Annotated in this window: 15 protein-coding genes; 8 read left to right on the top strand and 7 right to left on the bottom strand. The window is 65.5% G+C overall.

Annotated features, from left to right (window positions below; all coding sequences use genetic code 11):
* The first annotated feature begins 311 nt into the window (after nt 1-311).
* Both KW845_RS22295 and KW845_RS22290 read left to right on the top strand, forming a co-directional pair.
* Nucleotides 312-608: a hypothetical protein gene (locus KW845_RS22295; protein ID WP_218371565.1), complete on the top strand. Its 297-nt coding sequence runs from the start codon at nt 312-314 to the stop codon at nt 606-608.
* A gap of 72 nt (nt 609-680) precedes the next feature.
* On the top strand, nt 681-1,373 hold the full coding sequence (locus KW845_RS22290) for a cytochrome b/b6 domain-containing protein (RefSeq protein WP_218371564.1): 693 nt from the start codon (nt 681-683) through the stop codon (nt 1,371-1,373).
* A 16-nt stretch (nt 1,374-1,389) separates the two neighbouring features.
* Here KW845_RS22290 and KW845_RS22285 read toward each other — a convergent pair whose 3' ends face one another.
* Together KW845_RS22285 and purB are read right to left on the bottom strand one after the other, a co-directional pair.
* Complete coding sequence (locus KW845_RS22285; RefSeq protein WP_218371563.1) at nt 1,390-1,848, bottom strand: cytochrome c; 459 nt, start codon at nt 1,846-1,848, stop codon at nt 1,390-1,392.
* A 50-nt stretch (nt 1,849-1,898) separates the two neighbouring features.
* Nucleotides 1,899-3,275, bottom strand: a complete 1,377-nt coding sequence (gene purB, locus KW845_RS22280; protein ID WP_218372134.1) for an adenylosuccinate lyase — start codon at nt 3,273-3,275, stop codon at nt 1,899-1,901.
* A 162-nt stretch (nt 3,276-3,437) separates the two neighbouring features.
* Between purB and KW845_RS22275 the strand changes: the two genes are divergently transcribed.
* The gene (locus KW845_RS22275) at nt 3,438-4,049 is read left to right on the top strand and encodes a glutathione S-transferase N-terminal domain-containing protein (RefSeq protein WP_218371562.1); all 612 of its coding nucleotides are present in this window, start codon (nt 3,438-3,440) and stop codon (nt 4,047-4,049) included.
* Nucleotides 4,050-4,068: 19 nt separating this feature from the next.
* Here the strand turns inward: KW845_RS22275 and KW845_RS22270 are convergent, their stop codons facing one another.
* Genes KW845_RS22270 through gcvA form a run of 3 tightly spaced genes read right to left on the bottom strand, consistent with a single transcriptional unit; the run spans nt 4,069 to nt 7,006 of the window.
* A complete protein-coding gene (locus KW845_RS22270; RefSeq protein WP_218371561.1) occupies nt 4,069-4,887 on the bottom strand; it encodes a sulfite exporter TauE/SafE family protein in 819 nt (272 codons plus the stop codon).
* A 55-nt stretch (nt 4,888-4,942) separates the two neighbouring features.
* The gene (gene mnmA, locus KW845_RS22265; RefSeq protein ID WP_218371560.1) at nt 4,943-6,073 is read right to left on the bottom strand and encodes a tRNA 2-thiouridine(34) synthase MnmA; all 1,131 of its coding nucleotides are present in this window, start codon (nt 6,071-6,073) and stop codon (nt 4,943-4,945) included.
* Between the two features lie 12 nt (nt 6,074-6,085).
* Nucleotides 6,086-7,006: a transcriptional regulator GcvA gene (gene gcvA, locus KW845_RS22260; protein WP_218371559.1), complete on the bottom strand. Its 921-nt coding sequence runs from the start codon at nt 7,004-7,006 to the stop codon at nt 6,086-6,088.
* A 154-nt stretch (nt 7,007-7,160) separates the two neighbouring features.
* Here gcvA and KW845_RS22255 point away from each other — a divergent pair, with 154 nt between their 5' ends.
* From KW845_RS22255 to KW845_RS22235, 5 genes are all read left to right on the top strand, one after another.
* On the top strand, nt 7,161-8,150 hold the full coding sequence (locus tag KW845_RS22255; RefSeq protein ID WP_218371558.1) for a tripartite tricarboxylate transporter substrate binding protein: 990 nt from the start codon (nt 7,161-7,163) through the stop codon (nt 8,148-8,150).
* Between the two features lie 58 nt (nt 8,151-8,208).
* Entirely contained in the window at nt 8,209-9,078 is an 870-nt protein-coding gene (locus KW845_RS22250; protein WP_218371557.1) for an N-formylglutamate amidohydrolase, read from the top strand.
* A gap of 357 nt (nt 9,079-9,435) precedes the next feature.
* Entirely contained in the window at nt 9,436-10,560 is a 1,125-nt protein-coding gene (locus KW845_RS22245) for a Re/Si-specific NAD(P)(+) transhydrogenase subunit alpha (RefSeq protein WP_218371556.1), read from the top strand.
* Nucleotides 10,561-10,563: 3 nt separating this feature from the next.
* Nucleotides 10,564-10,881 carry an NAD(P) transhydrogenase subunit alpha gene (locus KW845_RS22240; protein ID WP_218371555.1) on the top strand — a complete coding sequence of 106 codons (318 nt, stop codon included), beginning with the start codon at nt 10,564-10,566 and terminating at the stop codon, nt 10,879-10,881.
* The gene (locus KW845_RS22235; protein WP_218371554.1) at nt 10,878-12,317 is read left to right on the top strand and encodes an NAD(P)(+) transhydrogenase (Re/Si-specific) subunit beta; all 1,440 of its coding nucleotides are present in this window, start codon (nt 10,878-10,880) and stop codon (nt 12,315-12,317) included. The genes KW845_RS22240 and KW845_RS22235 overlap by 4 nt, the downstream gene beginning before the upstream one ends.
* A gap of 62 nt (nt 12,318-12,379) precedes the next feature.
* Here KW845_RS22235 and glcF read toward each other — a convergent pair whose 3' ends face one another.
* On the bottom strand, nt 12,380-13,600 hold the full coding sequence (gene glcF, locus KW845_RS22230; RefSeq protein ID WP_218371553.1) for a glycolate oxidase subunit GlcF: 1,221 nt from the start codon (nt 13,598-13,600) through the stop codon (nt 12,380-12,382).
* A 6-nt stretch (nt 13,601-13,606) separates the two neighbouring features.
* Nucleotides 13,607-14,716, bottom strand: coding sequence for a glycolate oxidase subunit GlcE (gene glcE / locus KW845_RS22225; RefSeq protein ID WP_218371552.1), 1,110 nt, complete (start codon nt 14,714-14,716; stop codon nt 13,607-13,609).
* Nucleotides 14,717-14,721: the final 5 nt, after the last annotated feature.

Genomic DNA, 14,721 nt, shown 5'->3' with positions numbered 1-14,721 from the left:
TGCTTTATTACAAAGCCTGCGGTAACCAAACACCCGCCTGCAAGAGCCCGCGGCCCGGCGCAAAACCATCCCAAGTCAGCCAGGCCCGGCAATCGTTCTACCGCCTGTTTGCGCCAGCTTGTCTGGCAACCCGCCAGCAGCTTTCCCTGCGCGAACCCTGCGCCCCGCACCCAACCGGGGCGCCCGAAGCGCGCCGCGCTTGCGTACCGCTACAGATCTCGTTGCCCACCTTCGACTGGTGGCGCCTGCCTCTGTACGTGCGCCGGCCCCGCGCTGCATTTTCCATAACGAGAACTCGAAAGAGAGAAAAAATGAACCAATCCATCCATTCCATCACGGCCGCGCAATTGCTGCCCCGCCGTACGCACAGCCGGCTCGACCACATCCCCATCCATGTGGGCGACATCGTGCACCTGAAGCCTGCCGACGGCCCGGAGATCCGCGCCACGGTCATCTACAACGCGCCGATCAACGGCATCGTCACTTACACCACCGATGTGATCCGTCCGTGCGGCCGCCTCAATGGGCCCGGCATGCGCATCCGCTTTCGCCACGAACACGTGCATCGTATCGAGCCCCTGCGCCGCAACGCCGCCCTGGCCGCCTGAACGCCGGCGCAGCAGGCATGGCGCGCGGTCGCCATGCTAAATTCAGCCTCATCATTTGCCGGTTGACCCGCCATGCAGCACACGCGCTCATCCATACGTATCTGGGACCTTCCCACCCGCCTCTTTCACTGGGCCCTGGCCCTATGCGTGGTGGGCGCCTATGCCAGCGTCAAGCTGGGCGGGCTGTACATGGATTGGCATGTGCGTTTTGGCCTGGCCACGCTGGGGCTGGTGGTCTTTCGCATCGTATGGGGCATGGTGGGCCCGCGCTACGCGCGGTTTGCCACGTTCGTGCGCGGGCCCGGCGCCATCAAGCGCTATCTGCAAGGCGCCGCAGCGCCGGCCGGCCACAATCCGCTGGGCGCGCTGTCAGTCATTGTCCTGTTGGCCGTGCTGGGCTTCCAGGCCACCAGCGGCCTGTTCGCCAGCGACGACATCATGACGCAAGGCCCGCTGTACGCCCGCGTAGACGAAGCGGTTGCGTCCTGGTTCACGTCCTGGCACCACACGAACGAATGGCTCATCATTGGCCTGGTCGTCCTGCATGTGCTGGCGGTACTCTGGTACGCCGCGGTACGGCACAAGCGGCTGGTGCGCCCCATGATCACCGGCAATGCCCGGCCGCACGACCTGCCAGCCGGCACCCCACCCGCCGATGACGGCCCGGCCATCTGGCTGCGCGCTGCACTGGTGGCCGGCGCCGCCGCCGCGCTGGTATTCTGGATCCGCTCGCTGGAAATCGTGGCCGACTTTTCCTTTTCGTAACCGGTACCAGGCCGCCCTATTTCTTCTTGCGGTACGAGTCGTGGCATGCCTTGCAGCTTGCACCCACGTCACCGAAAGCCGCACGCACCTTGTCCAGGTCGCCCGAATCGGCTGCCGCCGTGAGCTTGGCCAGGTTTTCTTTCAGGCGATCGCGCTTTTGCTGGAAGCCCGCAGCATCGCTCCAGACCTCAGGACGCGCCTCGCCCCCTTCGGTGCCCGGGCCGAAAGCGGCCCACGGCAATTCGGCCAGGGTGTTCAGGATCTGCACATTGGCCTTGATCTGGGCCGCGTCATAAGGCGCCTGGCCCTTCATCACCGGCTGCATGCGGCCGAAATGCGATCCGATCAGCGTCAAGGCGGATTGCCGGTACTTGATGGCATCGGCGGGCTTGGCGAACTGTGCCAGCGTAGGCGTGGACCACAGCGACATGACGCTGGAACAGGCCACGGCGGCCAGCAAGGGGAACTGCTTCATGGACGATCTCCCGGTAAGTGCGACGATGCCGGCCAGGCCGGCAGTGCCGACTATACCTCCCGGGCAAGTCCGGCGGCCAGTCCCACATAGGCGCGCGGGGTCAGCGCCAGCAAGCGCTTCTTGGGCTCGTCGGGCAACTCGAGGCCGCCCACGAATTCGCGCAGCGCGGCCTCGGTGATGCCCTTGCCGCGCGTCAGCGCCTTGAGTTGCTCGTACGGTTGCGGCAAGCCATAGCGGCGCATGACCGTCTGTACCGGCTCGGCCAACACTTCCCAGCAGGCGTCGATATCGGCGTCGATGGCCGCGGTGTTGACTTCCAGCTTGCCCAGGCCGCGCAAGCAGGCGTCCCATGCCACCAGGCTGTAGCCCAGGCCCACGCCCAGGTTGCGCAGCACGGTGGAGTCGGTCAGGTCGCGCTGCCAGCGCGATACGGGCAGCTTTTCGGACAGGTGGCGCAGCACTGCATTGGCCAGGCCCAGGTTGCCTTCGGAATTCTCGAAGTCGATGGGGTTGACCTTGTGCGGCATGGTGGACGAGCCCACTTCGCCTTCCCGCAGGCGCTGCTTGAAGTATCCCAGTGCCACGTAGCCCCAGATATCGCGGTCCAGGTCCAGCACGATGACGTTGGCGCGCGCCACGGCGTCGAACAGCGCGGCCATCCAGTCGTGCGGTTCGATCTGGATGGTGTGGCGGTTCTGGGTCAGGCCCAGGCCCCCAAGCACGCGGGCGCTGAAGGCTGGCCAGTCGATTTCGGGATACGCGGACAAATGGGCGTTGTAATTGCCGGTGGCGCCATTGAGCTTGGCCAGCGGCTCGACCGCCTCGACGGCGGCGATGGCCCGTTGCAGGCGGACCGCCACGTTGGCGAATTCCTTGCCCAGCGTGGTCGGGCTGGCGGGCTGGCCGTGGGTGCGCGACAGCATGGGCTGGTCCGCGTGCTGGCGCGCCAGGCCGGCCAGGGTATCGGCGATCTGGCGCAGGCGCGGCACCACGACCTCGGCGCGTGCGCGGCTCAGCATCAGCGCATGCGAGGTATTGTTGATGTCTTCAGAGGTGCAGGCGAAATGGATGAATTCGGCCGCACGGGCCAGTTCGTCGTCGCCGGCGACTTTTTCCTTCAGCCAGTACTCGACCGCCTTGACGTCGTGGTTGGTGATGCGCTCGATATCCTTGATGCGGGCCGCGTCGGCCTCGGAGAAGTCGTGCACCAGTTGCGCCAGGCGGGCACGGGCGGCTTCGGAAAAGCGCGGCAGCTCGGGCAGGCCAGCGTCGGACAGGGCCACCAGCCAGGCTACTTCGACCTCGACCCGGTGCGCCATGAAGCCGGCCTCGGACAACAGGCCTCTCAGTGCGTCTCCCTTGGTGGCATAGCGGCCGTCCAGCGGGGACAGGGCATTGAGGTGGCTGATCTGGTCGGCAATCTGCATGGCGTGAAAAGAAATCAAGGGAGTCCAATGGCGGGACCCGATTTTATCATTCGCCCCGATGTAACAATGGCCCAAAAAGCGTTGCGCAATGGGAACTTCGCATTTTTGGGACAGTTGCTCCTGCTATACTTCGGCCGCTTTCCGACTTCGCTTGTGGCCTCCATGAAACTGATCGGCTCGCTTACCAGTCCCTATGTTCGCAAAGTGCGGGTCGTCATGGCCGAGAAGAAGCTGGACTACCAGCTGGAGCTCGAAAACGTCTGGTCCCCCGATACGCAGATCCAGGCCTACAACCCGCTGGGCAAAGTTCCCTGCCTGGTCATGGAAGACGGCGGCGCCCTGTTCGATTCGCGCGTCATCGTTGAATACCTGGACACCTTGTCCCCGGTAGCGCGCCTGATCCCGCAGCCTGGCCGCGAACGCGCGGCAGTCAAGTGCTGGGAAGCCATCGCCGACGGCGTGCTCGACGCCTGCGTCACCATCGTCAAAGAAAACCAGCGCCCTGAAGTCCAGCGCAGCACCGACTGGGTCGACCGCCACTACCGCAAGATCCACGCGGGCCTGGAAGCCATGAACACCAGCCTGGGCGAGCAAGCCCACTGCATGGGCGTGAACTACAGCCTGGCGGACATTGCCGTGGGTTGCGCGCTGGGCTACCTGGACCTGCGCTTCGCCGCGCTGAACTGGCGTGCCCAGCACGCCAACCTGGCCCGCCACCACGAAAAGCTGGCGGCGCGCCAGTCGTTCGTCGACAGCGCCCCACCGGCCGCCTGAGCGGCCGGCCTGGCCCGGGTCAGCCGCCGAAGGCCTGCCAGGCCTTGAACAGCATGTACGCCGCCAGGGCGAACAACAGCCCCGCAAACACCCGCTTCAGCGTGCCCACCGGCAGGCGGTGGGCCATGTGCGCGCCAGCCGGCGCGGTAAGCACGCTGGTGACAACCAGGGCCAGCAAGGCCGGCCAGTAGATGTAACCCAGCATGCCCGGACGGGCCACGCTTTCGTTCAGCCCCGACACGACATAGCCGATGCTGTTGGCCAGCGCGATGGGAAAGCCCAGCGCCGCCGAGGTGGATACGGCGGCATGCAGCGCCACGTTGCACCAGACCATGAAGGGCACCGACAGGAACCCGCCGCCGGCACCCACCAGCCCGGACAGGAACCCGATGCCCGCGCCCGCGGCCGAGGTGCCCACCATGCCAGGCATCTGGCGCGACGGCTTGGGCTTCTTGTTGCGCAGCATGCTCCAGCCCGAATAGCCGACGAACACGGCAAAGAACAGCGACAGCCAGGCCGTGCTAAGTGCAGCGAACACCGCCCCCCCCGATAGCAGGCCGCCCACGATGATGCCGGGCGCCATGGCAAATACGATTTTCCATTGGATGGTGCCCCGGCGCTGATGCGCCCGCACGCTGGAAAGCGAGGTGAACAGGATGGACGTCATCGAGGTGGCGATGGCGGCATGCACAATCAGGTCTTGCGGCATGCCTTGCCAGGTGAACAGCATGGTCAGGAACGGCACCAGCAGCATTCCGCCGCCGATGCCCAGCAGCCCTGCCGCGAACCCGGCCACGGCGCCCAGCGCCAGCAGGCAAACCAACATCGCTACATCCACTTCGACCTCCTCAGAGTAATGAACAAACCTGGCGCCGCCCCCTCCGGGCGACGGTTCAGGCGATGATGCCGCCGCCCAGGCAGACCTCGCCGTCGTACAGCACGGCCGATTGGCCGGGTGTCACGGCCCATTGGGCCTGGGTAAACGACAATTCGAACGCGCCCTGCGCGGCGGACTCCAGCGCGCAGGCCGCGTCGGCCTGCCGGTAACGCGTCTTGGCGCCGTAGCCGCCCGCTTGCGGAGGCCGGCCGGCAACCCAACTGGCATCCAGGGCCTGCAGGCGATTCGACAATAGCCAGGGATGATCGTGACCCTGCACGACATAAAGCCGGTTGCGCGGCAAATCCTTGCGGGCCGCGTACCAGGCGTCGGCGGTGCCGTCCTCGCGCTGGCTGCCCTTGACGCCACCTACTCCCAGGCCCTTGCGCTGGCCCAGCGTATAAAACGACAGGCCATGATGCCCTCCCACTCGCTTGCCTTCCGGGGTCAGGATGTCGCCGGGCTCGGTAGGCAGATAACGGTTCAGGAACTCGCGAAACGGCCGCTCGCCAATGAAGCAGATACCGGTGGAATCTTTCTTGGCGGCATTGTGCAGGCCGATTTCGTGGGCAATGCGCCGTACCTCGGTCTTGCGGATCTCGCCCAGCGGAAACAGCGTGCGCGACAGTTGCGCCTGGTTCAGGCGATGCAGGAAATAGCTTTGGTCCTTCGTGGCGTCCAGCGCCTTCAGCAATTGGTATTCGCGCCCATGCGGCCCGGCGATGGCGCGCACGCGGGCGTAGTGGCCGGTGGCGATGTGCTCGGCGCCCAGGGTCATGGCGTGATCGAGGAACGCCTTGAACTTGATCTCGGCGTTGCACAGCACGTCGGGATTGGGGGTGCGGCCCGCGGAATATTCGCGCAGGAACTCGGCGAAGACGCGGTCTTTATATTCAGCGGCAAAATTGACGTACTCGAAATCCACGCCCACCAGATCGGCCACGCTGGCAGCGTCGAGCAGGTCCTGGCGAGTAGAGCAGTATTCGGAATCGTCGTCGTCTTCCCAGTTCTTCATGAACAGGCCGATGACTTCGTAGCCTTGCTGCTTGAGCAGCCAGGCCGTCACGGACGAATCGACGCCGCCGGACATGCCGACGACCACGCGGCGGCCTTTGCCGGAAAATGAGCTTAACGATGCAAAAGACATGGTGGCGCTATTTTAGAGCGCGACGGCTTGTTCGGCAGGACGCGGCTCGGCTGCCAGCGAGACCTCCATCAGCCAGGCCCGGAACGCCTGCAGGATGGGCAGGTTGGCCTTCTGCTCGGGATAGCACAGGTAATAGCCCTGGCGGGCGCGGATCGGCGCCTGAAGGGCGACGGCCAGCTTGCCGTCGCGCAATTCGTCTTCGATCAGGCAGCGCGGGATCAGCGCAACGCCGAAGCCCGCCGCCGCCGCCTGCGACAACAGCGAGTATTGGTCGAATCGCGCGCCCTCGAGCGCGCGGCGCGCATCGCAGCCCGCCTGCTCGAACCATTCGCGCCAGCCCTCGAGGGCCGAAGTATGGTGCAACAATGGATAGCGCAACAGTTCGTCGGCGTTGTCGCAACCGTTGCCGATCAGGCGCGGGCTGCATACCGGCACGACGTCGCGCCCCACGATATAGTCGGCGCCGCTGCCTGGCCAGATGCCATCGCCGAAGCGCACTGCGGCATCCAGTTCGGGAGTGGAAAAATCGTAGCCCTGGCGGTGCGGCAGGAACTCTACGTGGATATCGGGCCGCACCCGCATGAATGTGGCCAGCCGTGGAATCAGCCAGCGGGCGCCAAAGGTCGGCATGCAGGTCAGGTGCAAGGTGCCGCCCTTGCCCTGGTGGGCAATCAGTTCTACCGTGGCGGCCTCGATCTGGCCCAGGCCGGCCTGGATCTTCTTCAGGTAGCTTTGGCCGGCCTCGGTCAACACCAGCCCTTGCCTGATGCGCAGGAATAGTTCGACGCCCAGGAAGGCCTCGAGATGTTTCACTTGTTTACTGACGGCGCCCTGCGTCACACAAAGTTCCTGGGCGGCCCGGGTAAAGCTGCTGTGCCTGGCAGCGACTTCAAACGCTTGCAAGTCAGTCAGGGAAGGACAGAATCGGCGCATGGGTGTGGCGCGAACGATGTAATTACTTACAACTTCCGGCATGAGAAAAAGGAATAGCTTACGGAGAATCTTTCGTTTGCGCAAACCTGGTACCCCGCCCAAAATCTTAAGGTTTGCAAATCGCAACGCTCGATAACTTCCTACAGGGGAATTCATGCAACGTCGCCATGTCATCCTGGGCCTGTCCCTTGCCGCCGCGGTACTGGCCGCGCCGCTGACCGCCGGCATCGCCCACGCACAAGACGCCTACCCGACCAAGCCTATCCGCTTGATCGTGCCCTTCCCGCCCGGAGGCACGACCGACATCGTCGGCCGCCTGTTCGCCGACCAGCTCACCCAGGCGCTGGGCCAGACCGTCGTGGTGGAAAACAAGGCCGGTGCCGGCGGTTCGATCGGCAGCGCCCAAGTCGCCAGCAGCGACGCCGACGGCTATACGTTGGGCATCGCCACGGTCAGCACGCACGGCATCAACCCGGCCATTTATCACAACCTGCCGTTCGACGCCGAAAAGGACTTCACGCCGATCTCGAACCTGGCTGCCGTGCCCAACGTCATGGTGATCAATCCCAAGGTGCCGGCCAAGAATATCAGCGAATTCATCGCCCTGGCCAAGAAAGAACCGGGCAAGTTCGCCTACGCTTCGGCCGGCAATGGTTCGGTCTCGCACATGATGGGCGAACTGTTCAAGATGGCCTCGGGCACCGACCTGATGCACGTGCCCTACCGAGGCGTGGGCCCCGCCCTGAACGACACCTTGGCCGGCCAGGTCGACGTGCTGTATGACAACCTGCCTTCGTCGCTGCCGCACGTGCAGGCCGGCAAGCTGGTGGCGCTGGCCGTTGCATCGCCCAAGCGCGTGGCCGCCCTGCCCGACGTGCCCACCTTCGCCGAAGTCGGCCTCGTGCCGGTCAACGATTCGTCGTGGTTCGGGCTGATCGGGCCGGCCAACCTGCCCAAGCCCATTCTCGACAAGCTGCATGCCGCCGTGGTGAAGGTCAGCGCCGAACCGGCCGTGGTGCAACGCCTGGAAAGCCTGGGTGCCTCGCCGGTGGCCAACACGCCGCAAGAATACGCCCAGCAGATCTCGGCCGAAATCGCCAAGAACAAGCGTATCGCCAAAGAAGCCAATGTGAAGATCGACTGATCGATCTGCGGCCCCGCCACGGCGGGGCCGTTTCCTGTATTGCTGCCGTATCGATTCCATGCTTATCAACGAACCTCTGTCTTATCGCCTGGCGTTGCCGGCGCGCTACCCGGAAGCATCCGCCGCACTGGTGCTGGATTCGCCGCACAGCGGCACGACCTATCCGCCGGACTTCGCCTCTTCGGCGCCGTTTGCCGCGCTGCGCACCGCCGAAGACACCTGGGTCGACGACCTGTGGAGCGATGCCGTCGACATGGGCGTGCCGCTCATTGCCGCCGCGTTTCCGCGCGCCTATATCGACGCCAATCGTTCGCTGGAAGAAATCGATCAGCAGTTGCTGGACCAACCCTGGCCCGAACCGCTGCCCGATTCTCCCAAGGTAAAGCTGGGCAAGGGCCTGATCTGGCGCATGCTCGATGACGGCACGCCGCTGTATGACCGCAAGCTGAGCCTGGACGAAGTACGGCATCGCATCGATGCCTGCTGGAAGCCCTATCACGCCCAGGTGGCACGCCTGATCGACGCGGCGCACGCGCGGCATGGCAAGGCGTGGCATATCAACTGCCACTCGATGCCCAGCGTGGCCGGCGCCTACGCCACCGACAAGCCCGGCCTGGTCCATCCCGATTTCGTGCTGGGCGACCGCGACGGCTCTACCAGCGACCCGGCCTTCCGTGAGTTCGTTGCCGCCTGGCTGCGCGAGCGCGGCTATGACGTCAGCGTGAACGATCCCTATAAGGGCGTGGAACTGGTGCGTGCCTTCGGCCGTCCGGCCGAAGGCCGCCACAGCCTGCAGATAGAAATCAACCGCAAGCTGTACATGGATGAAACTACGCTGCGGCCTTCGGCCGGCTACAGCAAACTGAAGGCCGATCTGCGCGGCCTGACCGCCGCCCTGCTCGACTGGACGCGTGCGCAAACGGCCTGACGCCGGACGTTTGCACGCCCGTGGCCGGCGCCCGCGCCGGCCTTCCTGGACGCCCTGCCCTGCAGGGCGTTTTTTATGCCCCTTGCAGCACGGCGATTCAGGTCGTGGCCAGTGTCGAGGCCGATCTGGGCAAGGTGCGGCAAGCCCTGCATGGGCTTGGATACGGTCCCGACCGAAAAGGGACGCACGCGCCTGGCAAGCGCCCAACCGGACTACCAACGGGCCCTGGATGCCGCGCTTAAAAAACACCGCGGCGGGAAACTGCTGTCGACGCATGCCCCGAAGGCCAGACAGGCCACGACCCGCCCCTACCCTGCCGATTCGTGTATAACTACGCGAACTCAGGGAGGAGTAGCGATGCAGATCGGGATACCGCGAGAAACCCGTGAGGGTGAGACTCGTGTTGCAGCAACGCCAGAAACCATAAAGAAGTACATCGGCGCCAACCATACTGTCGTGGTCGAGCACGGAGCGGGCCAGGCGGCACGCTACCCCGACGAGGCCTATGCCGCGGCGGGCGCCACGCTGGGTTCCGCACAACAGGCATTGGGCAGCCCGCTCGTGCTCAAAGTGCGCGCGCCTTCGGCCGACGAACTGCCGCACATGAAAGCCGGCACGGTCGTGGCCGGCATGCTGGACCCCTTCGACACGGAAGGCCTGGCGGCGCTGGCGGCAGCCGGCCTGACCGGCTTCGCGCTCGAGGCCGCGCCGCGCATCACCCGTGCGCAAAGCCTGGACGTGTTGTCTTCGCAAGCCAACCTGTCCGGCTACAAGGCCGTGCTGCTGGCAGCCCATTATTACGGGCGCCTGTTCCCCATGATGATGACCGCCGCCGGCACGCTGAAGGCCGCGCGGGCGATCGTGCTGGGCGCCGGCGTGGCAGGCTTGCAGGCCATCGCCACGGCCAAGCGCCTGGGCGCCGTGGTCGAGGCCTCGGACGTGAGGCCCGCCGCCAAGGAGCAGATCGAATCGCTGGGCGCCAAGTTCATCGACGTGCCCTTCGAGACCGACGAAGAACGCCAGATCGCCGAAGGCACCGGCGGCTACGCGCGCCCCATGCCGCCGGGCTGGATGGCGCGGCAGGCGGCGCTGGTGTCCGAACGCTGCAAGCAGGCCGACATCATCATCACCACCGCCCTGATCCCGGGCCGCCCGGCACCCACCCTGCTGTCGGCCGAAACCGTGCAGGCCATGAAGCCCGGCTCGGTCGTGGTCGACCTGGCGGTCGAACGCGGCGGCAACTGCCCGCTGTCCGAACGAGGCCAGGTAGTGGAAAAGCACGGCGTCACGCTGGTCGGCCTGACCAACCTGCCCGGCCTGGTGCCCACCGATGCCTCGGCGCTGTACGCGCGCAATCTGCTCGATTTCCTGAAACTCATTACCGATCCCGAAGGCGCACTGGCCATCCGCCGCGACGACGAAATCGTCGCGGCCTGCCTGGTATGCGAGGGCGGCAACGTCATACAGAAACAGAAGGGCTAGGCCATGGAAGCGATCAATCCCACGCTCGTCAACCTGATCATCTTCGTGCTGGCCATCTACGTGGGCTACCACGTGGTATGGAACGTCACACCTGCGCTGCATACGCCGCTGATGGCGGTCACCAACGCCATTTCGGCCATCATCATCGTCGGCGCCATGCTGGCCGCCGCCCTGACCGAAGGCAGCCTGGCGCGCGGCATGGGCGTGTTCGCGGTAGCGCTGGCCGCCGTGAACGTATTTGGCGGCTTCCTGGTCACCCGCCGCATGCTCGAGATGTTCAAGAAGAAAGACAAGAAGCCCGCGCAGGAGCACCGTTCATGATCTCGCTGAATCTGGTAACCCTGCTGTACCTGGTGGCCTCGGTGTGCTTCATCCAGGCATTGAAAGGGCTGTCGCATCCCACCACGTCGCGGCTGGGCAATGCTTTCGGCATGGCTGGCATGGCCATTGCCGTCCTGACCACCGCCGCGCTGATCGTGCAACTGGCGCGCGCGGGCAGTGCCGGCATCGGCCTGGGCTGGGTGGTGCTGGGGCTGCTGGTGGGCGGCTCGATCGGCACGCTGATGGCCAAGCGGGTCGAGATGACCAAGATGCCCGAGCTGGTGGCCTTCATGCACAGCATGATCGGCCTGGCCGCCGTGGCCATTGCCGTGGCGGTGGTGGCCGAGCCCCACGCCTTCGGCATCGCCGCGCCGGGCGCACCGCTACCCGTGGGCAACCGCCTGGAGCTGTTCATCGGCACCTTCGTGGGCGCCATTACCTTCTCGGGCTCGGTCATTGCATTCGGCAAGCTGTCGGGCAAGTACAAGTTCCGCCTGTTCCAGGGCGCGCCGGTGGTGTTCGGCGGCCAGCACACGCTGAACCTGCTGCTGGCGCTGGCCATGCTGGGTTGCGGCTTCTGGTTCATGGCAACGCAAGACTGGACGCCGTTCATCATCATGACCGTCATCGCCTTCGTGCTGGGCGTGCTCATCATCATCCCGATCGGCGGCGCCGATATGCCGGTGGTCGTGTCCATGTTGAACAGCTACTCCGGGTGGGCGGCCGCCGGCATCGGGTTCTCGCTGAACAACCCGATGCTGATCATCGCCGGTTCGCTGGTGGGCTCGTCAGGCGCGATCCTGTCGTACATCATGTGCAAGGCCATGAACCGCTCGTTCTTCAACGTGATCCTGGGCGGCTTTGGCGGCCAGGCCGCGGCCGCCACGGCGGCCGGCGACGGCCAGCAACGCAGCGTGAAATCGGGCAGCCCCGAAGACGCGGCGTTCCTGATGACCAATGCCGAGACCGTCACCATCGTGCCCGGCTACGGCCTGGCGGTGGCGCGCGCCCAGCATGCGCTGAAAGAGCTGGCCGAGAAACTGGGCGAAAAAGGGGTGACGGTGAAATATGCCATCCACCCGGTGGCCGGCCGCATGCCCGGCCACATGAATGTCCTGCTGGCCGAGGCCGAGGTGCCCTACGACCAGGTGTTCGAAATGGAAGACATCAATGGCGAGTTCGGCCAGACCGACGTCGTGCTAGTGCTGGGCGCCAACGACGTGGTCAATCCGGCCGCCAAGAACGACCCGGCTTCGCCGATCGCGGGCATGCCCATCCTGGAAGCCTACAAGGCGCGCACCGTGATCGTGAACAAGCGCTCGATGGCGGCGGGCTATGCCGGCCTGGACAACGAGCTGTTCTACATGGATCGCACCATGATGGTGTTCGGCGACGCGAAGAAGGTGCTCGAAGACATGGTCAAGGCGGTGGAATAGCACGACGCGGGCGCGGGCGGCCCCCGCGGCCCGCCTCGGCCGACCGCGTGCCGCTAGCCCTGCTAGCCCCGCAAGCGCTCGTCGACCACTTCGATCCAATGCCGCACCGGCGTGTCGGTGCCGCTCTGCAAATGCGACACGCAGCCGATATTCGACGATACGATCACCGGCGGCGCATGCGGCGCCATCGCCGCCAGCTTGCGGTCGCGCAATTCCAGTGCCATGGCCGGATTCAATACTGAATAAGCCCCGGCCGACCCGCAGCACAAATGCGAATCGGCAAAGGGCTGCAGTTCGAACCCCAGGTCAACCAGCAGGCGCTCGCTCAAGGGACGCAGCCCTTGCCAGTGCTGCAGCGTGCACGGCGGATGAAAAGCCGCCCGCCCCCCGGGCGCCATGCGTTCGCGCAGTACCTGCGCATGCGGCGCCAGTATTTCGGCCACGTCCTTCACCAAGGCCACGACGCGCGCAGCGCGCTCGGCATAACGCGCGTCGCCACGCAGATGATGGGCGTATTCCTTGACCATGGCGCCGCAGCCCGACGCATTCATGACGATGGCCTCGACCTCGCCGCGCTCGATCGGCGGCCACCACGCGTCGATATTCGCGCGCATCTGGTCCAGTGCCTTGGCCTGCGCATCCAGGTGGAAATTGACGGCGCCGCAGCACCCTGCCCCTGACAGGCGTGCGCCGATACCCACCGCATCCAGCACCCGAATTGTTGCGCTGTCGATAGTGGGCATCATCGCTGGCTGCACGCAGCCGGTCAGCATGAGCACCTGGCGGGTATGGCGCGTCGAATCGGGCAGCAAGCCGGGGTTGCGCCAGACAGGCACCTTGCGCTTGAATGCCGCCGGCAACAAGCCGCGCACCATCTGTCCGGCTCGCATGGCAGGCCCGAACAACGCCGAATTCAACCCTTTGCGCAGCAGCGCGCGGCGCAGGCGATCGCGCCATGGGCGCTGCACTTTCTGGTCGACCAGATTGCGGCCGATATCGACCAGATGACCGTACTGCACGCCCGATGGGCAGGTGGTTTCACAATTGCGGCACGTCAGGCAGCGGTCCAGGTGCTGTTGCGTGGCGAGCGTGGGCTCGCTGCCTTCCAGCACTTGCTTGATCAGGTAGATGCGGCCGCGCGGGCTGTCGAGCTCATCGCCCAACACCTGGTAGGTTGGACAGGTTGCCGTGCAGAACCCGCAATGCACGCAGCGACGCAGAATCTCATCGGCCTCGCGGCCATAGTCTGTATCGCGCGCCCAGGAAGCAAGATTGGTCTGCATACTGCGTTATAGCTCCAACACCAGACGGCCCGGATTGAACAATCCGGCCGGATCCAGCTCCTGCTTCAGGCGCCGGGTAATCGCCGCTACGCCGGGCGACAAGGGATGAAACACACCATCGGCGGGAACAGCCGCGCCGGCCGGCCGGAACAACGTGGCGTGGCCACCCAGGCCTTGCGCCAGTTCGCGCATCGCCTGCGCGTCGGCGGCACCGCTTACCCAGCGCTGGCCGCCGCCCCACTCGAGCAAGGTCGGCAGGGCCAGGTCCTGCACCGGCGCGGTGGGCGGCAAGGCCAGGCGCCACAAGGGTCGCCCGCGCCCGAAGAACGGATGGGTATGCTCGCGCAGCGATGCCCACCATTGCACGGCCTGTGCGGCATCCAGTTCCTGCCCACCGATGCGATGAACCGCATTGCGCACCGCCGGCGGCGCACCCGATAGCCGCACCGTAACGTGTCCACCAATGCCGTCGTCAGCGGGGCTCCAGCACGTGGCCGACACAGCCAGCGGCTGGCCGCGCCATTGGGTGAAATGCGCCAGCGCTTCTTGCTGGGTAGCTTCGAAGCGCAACGTGCGCTCTTCGAATGGCCGCGGCGCAACTTTCAGCGATACCTCGAGAATGGCGCCGAAAATACCATGCGAGCCTGCCAGCAGGCGCGACACATCGTAGCCCGCCACGTTCTTCATGACCTCGCCACCGAACGACAGCATGCGGCCCTGGGAGTCGAGCAGGCGCGCACCCAGCACGAAATCGCGCACACCGCCCGCTGCCATGCGGCGCGGCCCGGCCAGGCCGGCGGCCACGCACCCGCCTACCGTGGCCGACGAACTGAAATGTGGCGGCTCGAATGCCAGCATCTGGCCATGCTCGGCCAACGCCGCTTCCAGAGCGGCCAGGGACGTACCGGCGCGGGCCGTCACCACCAGCTCGGACGGCTGATAACTGACGATGCCGCTGTAGGCGGTCATGTCGAGCAGGCAATGGCCATCTTGCGGCGTGACCGGCCGGTAATTGCCATAGAAGGATTTGCTGCCGCCTCCCATGACGAACAGCGACTTGTGGCCGGCGCGCGCCGTCATGACCTGGTCGCACAACTCCGACAGGACGAAATCCATGGGGC

Origin of the sequence: Bordetella sp. BOR01 (assembly GCF_019218885.1) — a bacterium.
GTDB lineage: Bacteria > Pseudomonadota > Gammaproteobacteria > Burkholderiales > Burkholderiaceae_B > Bordetella_A.
Note: the sequence above shows the minus strand (reverse complement) of the source record. Positions and strands in the feature narration are given on the sequence as shown.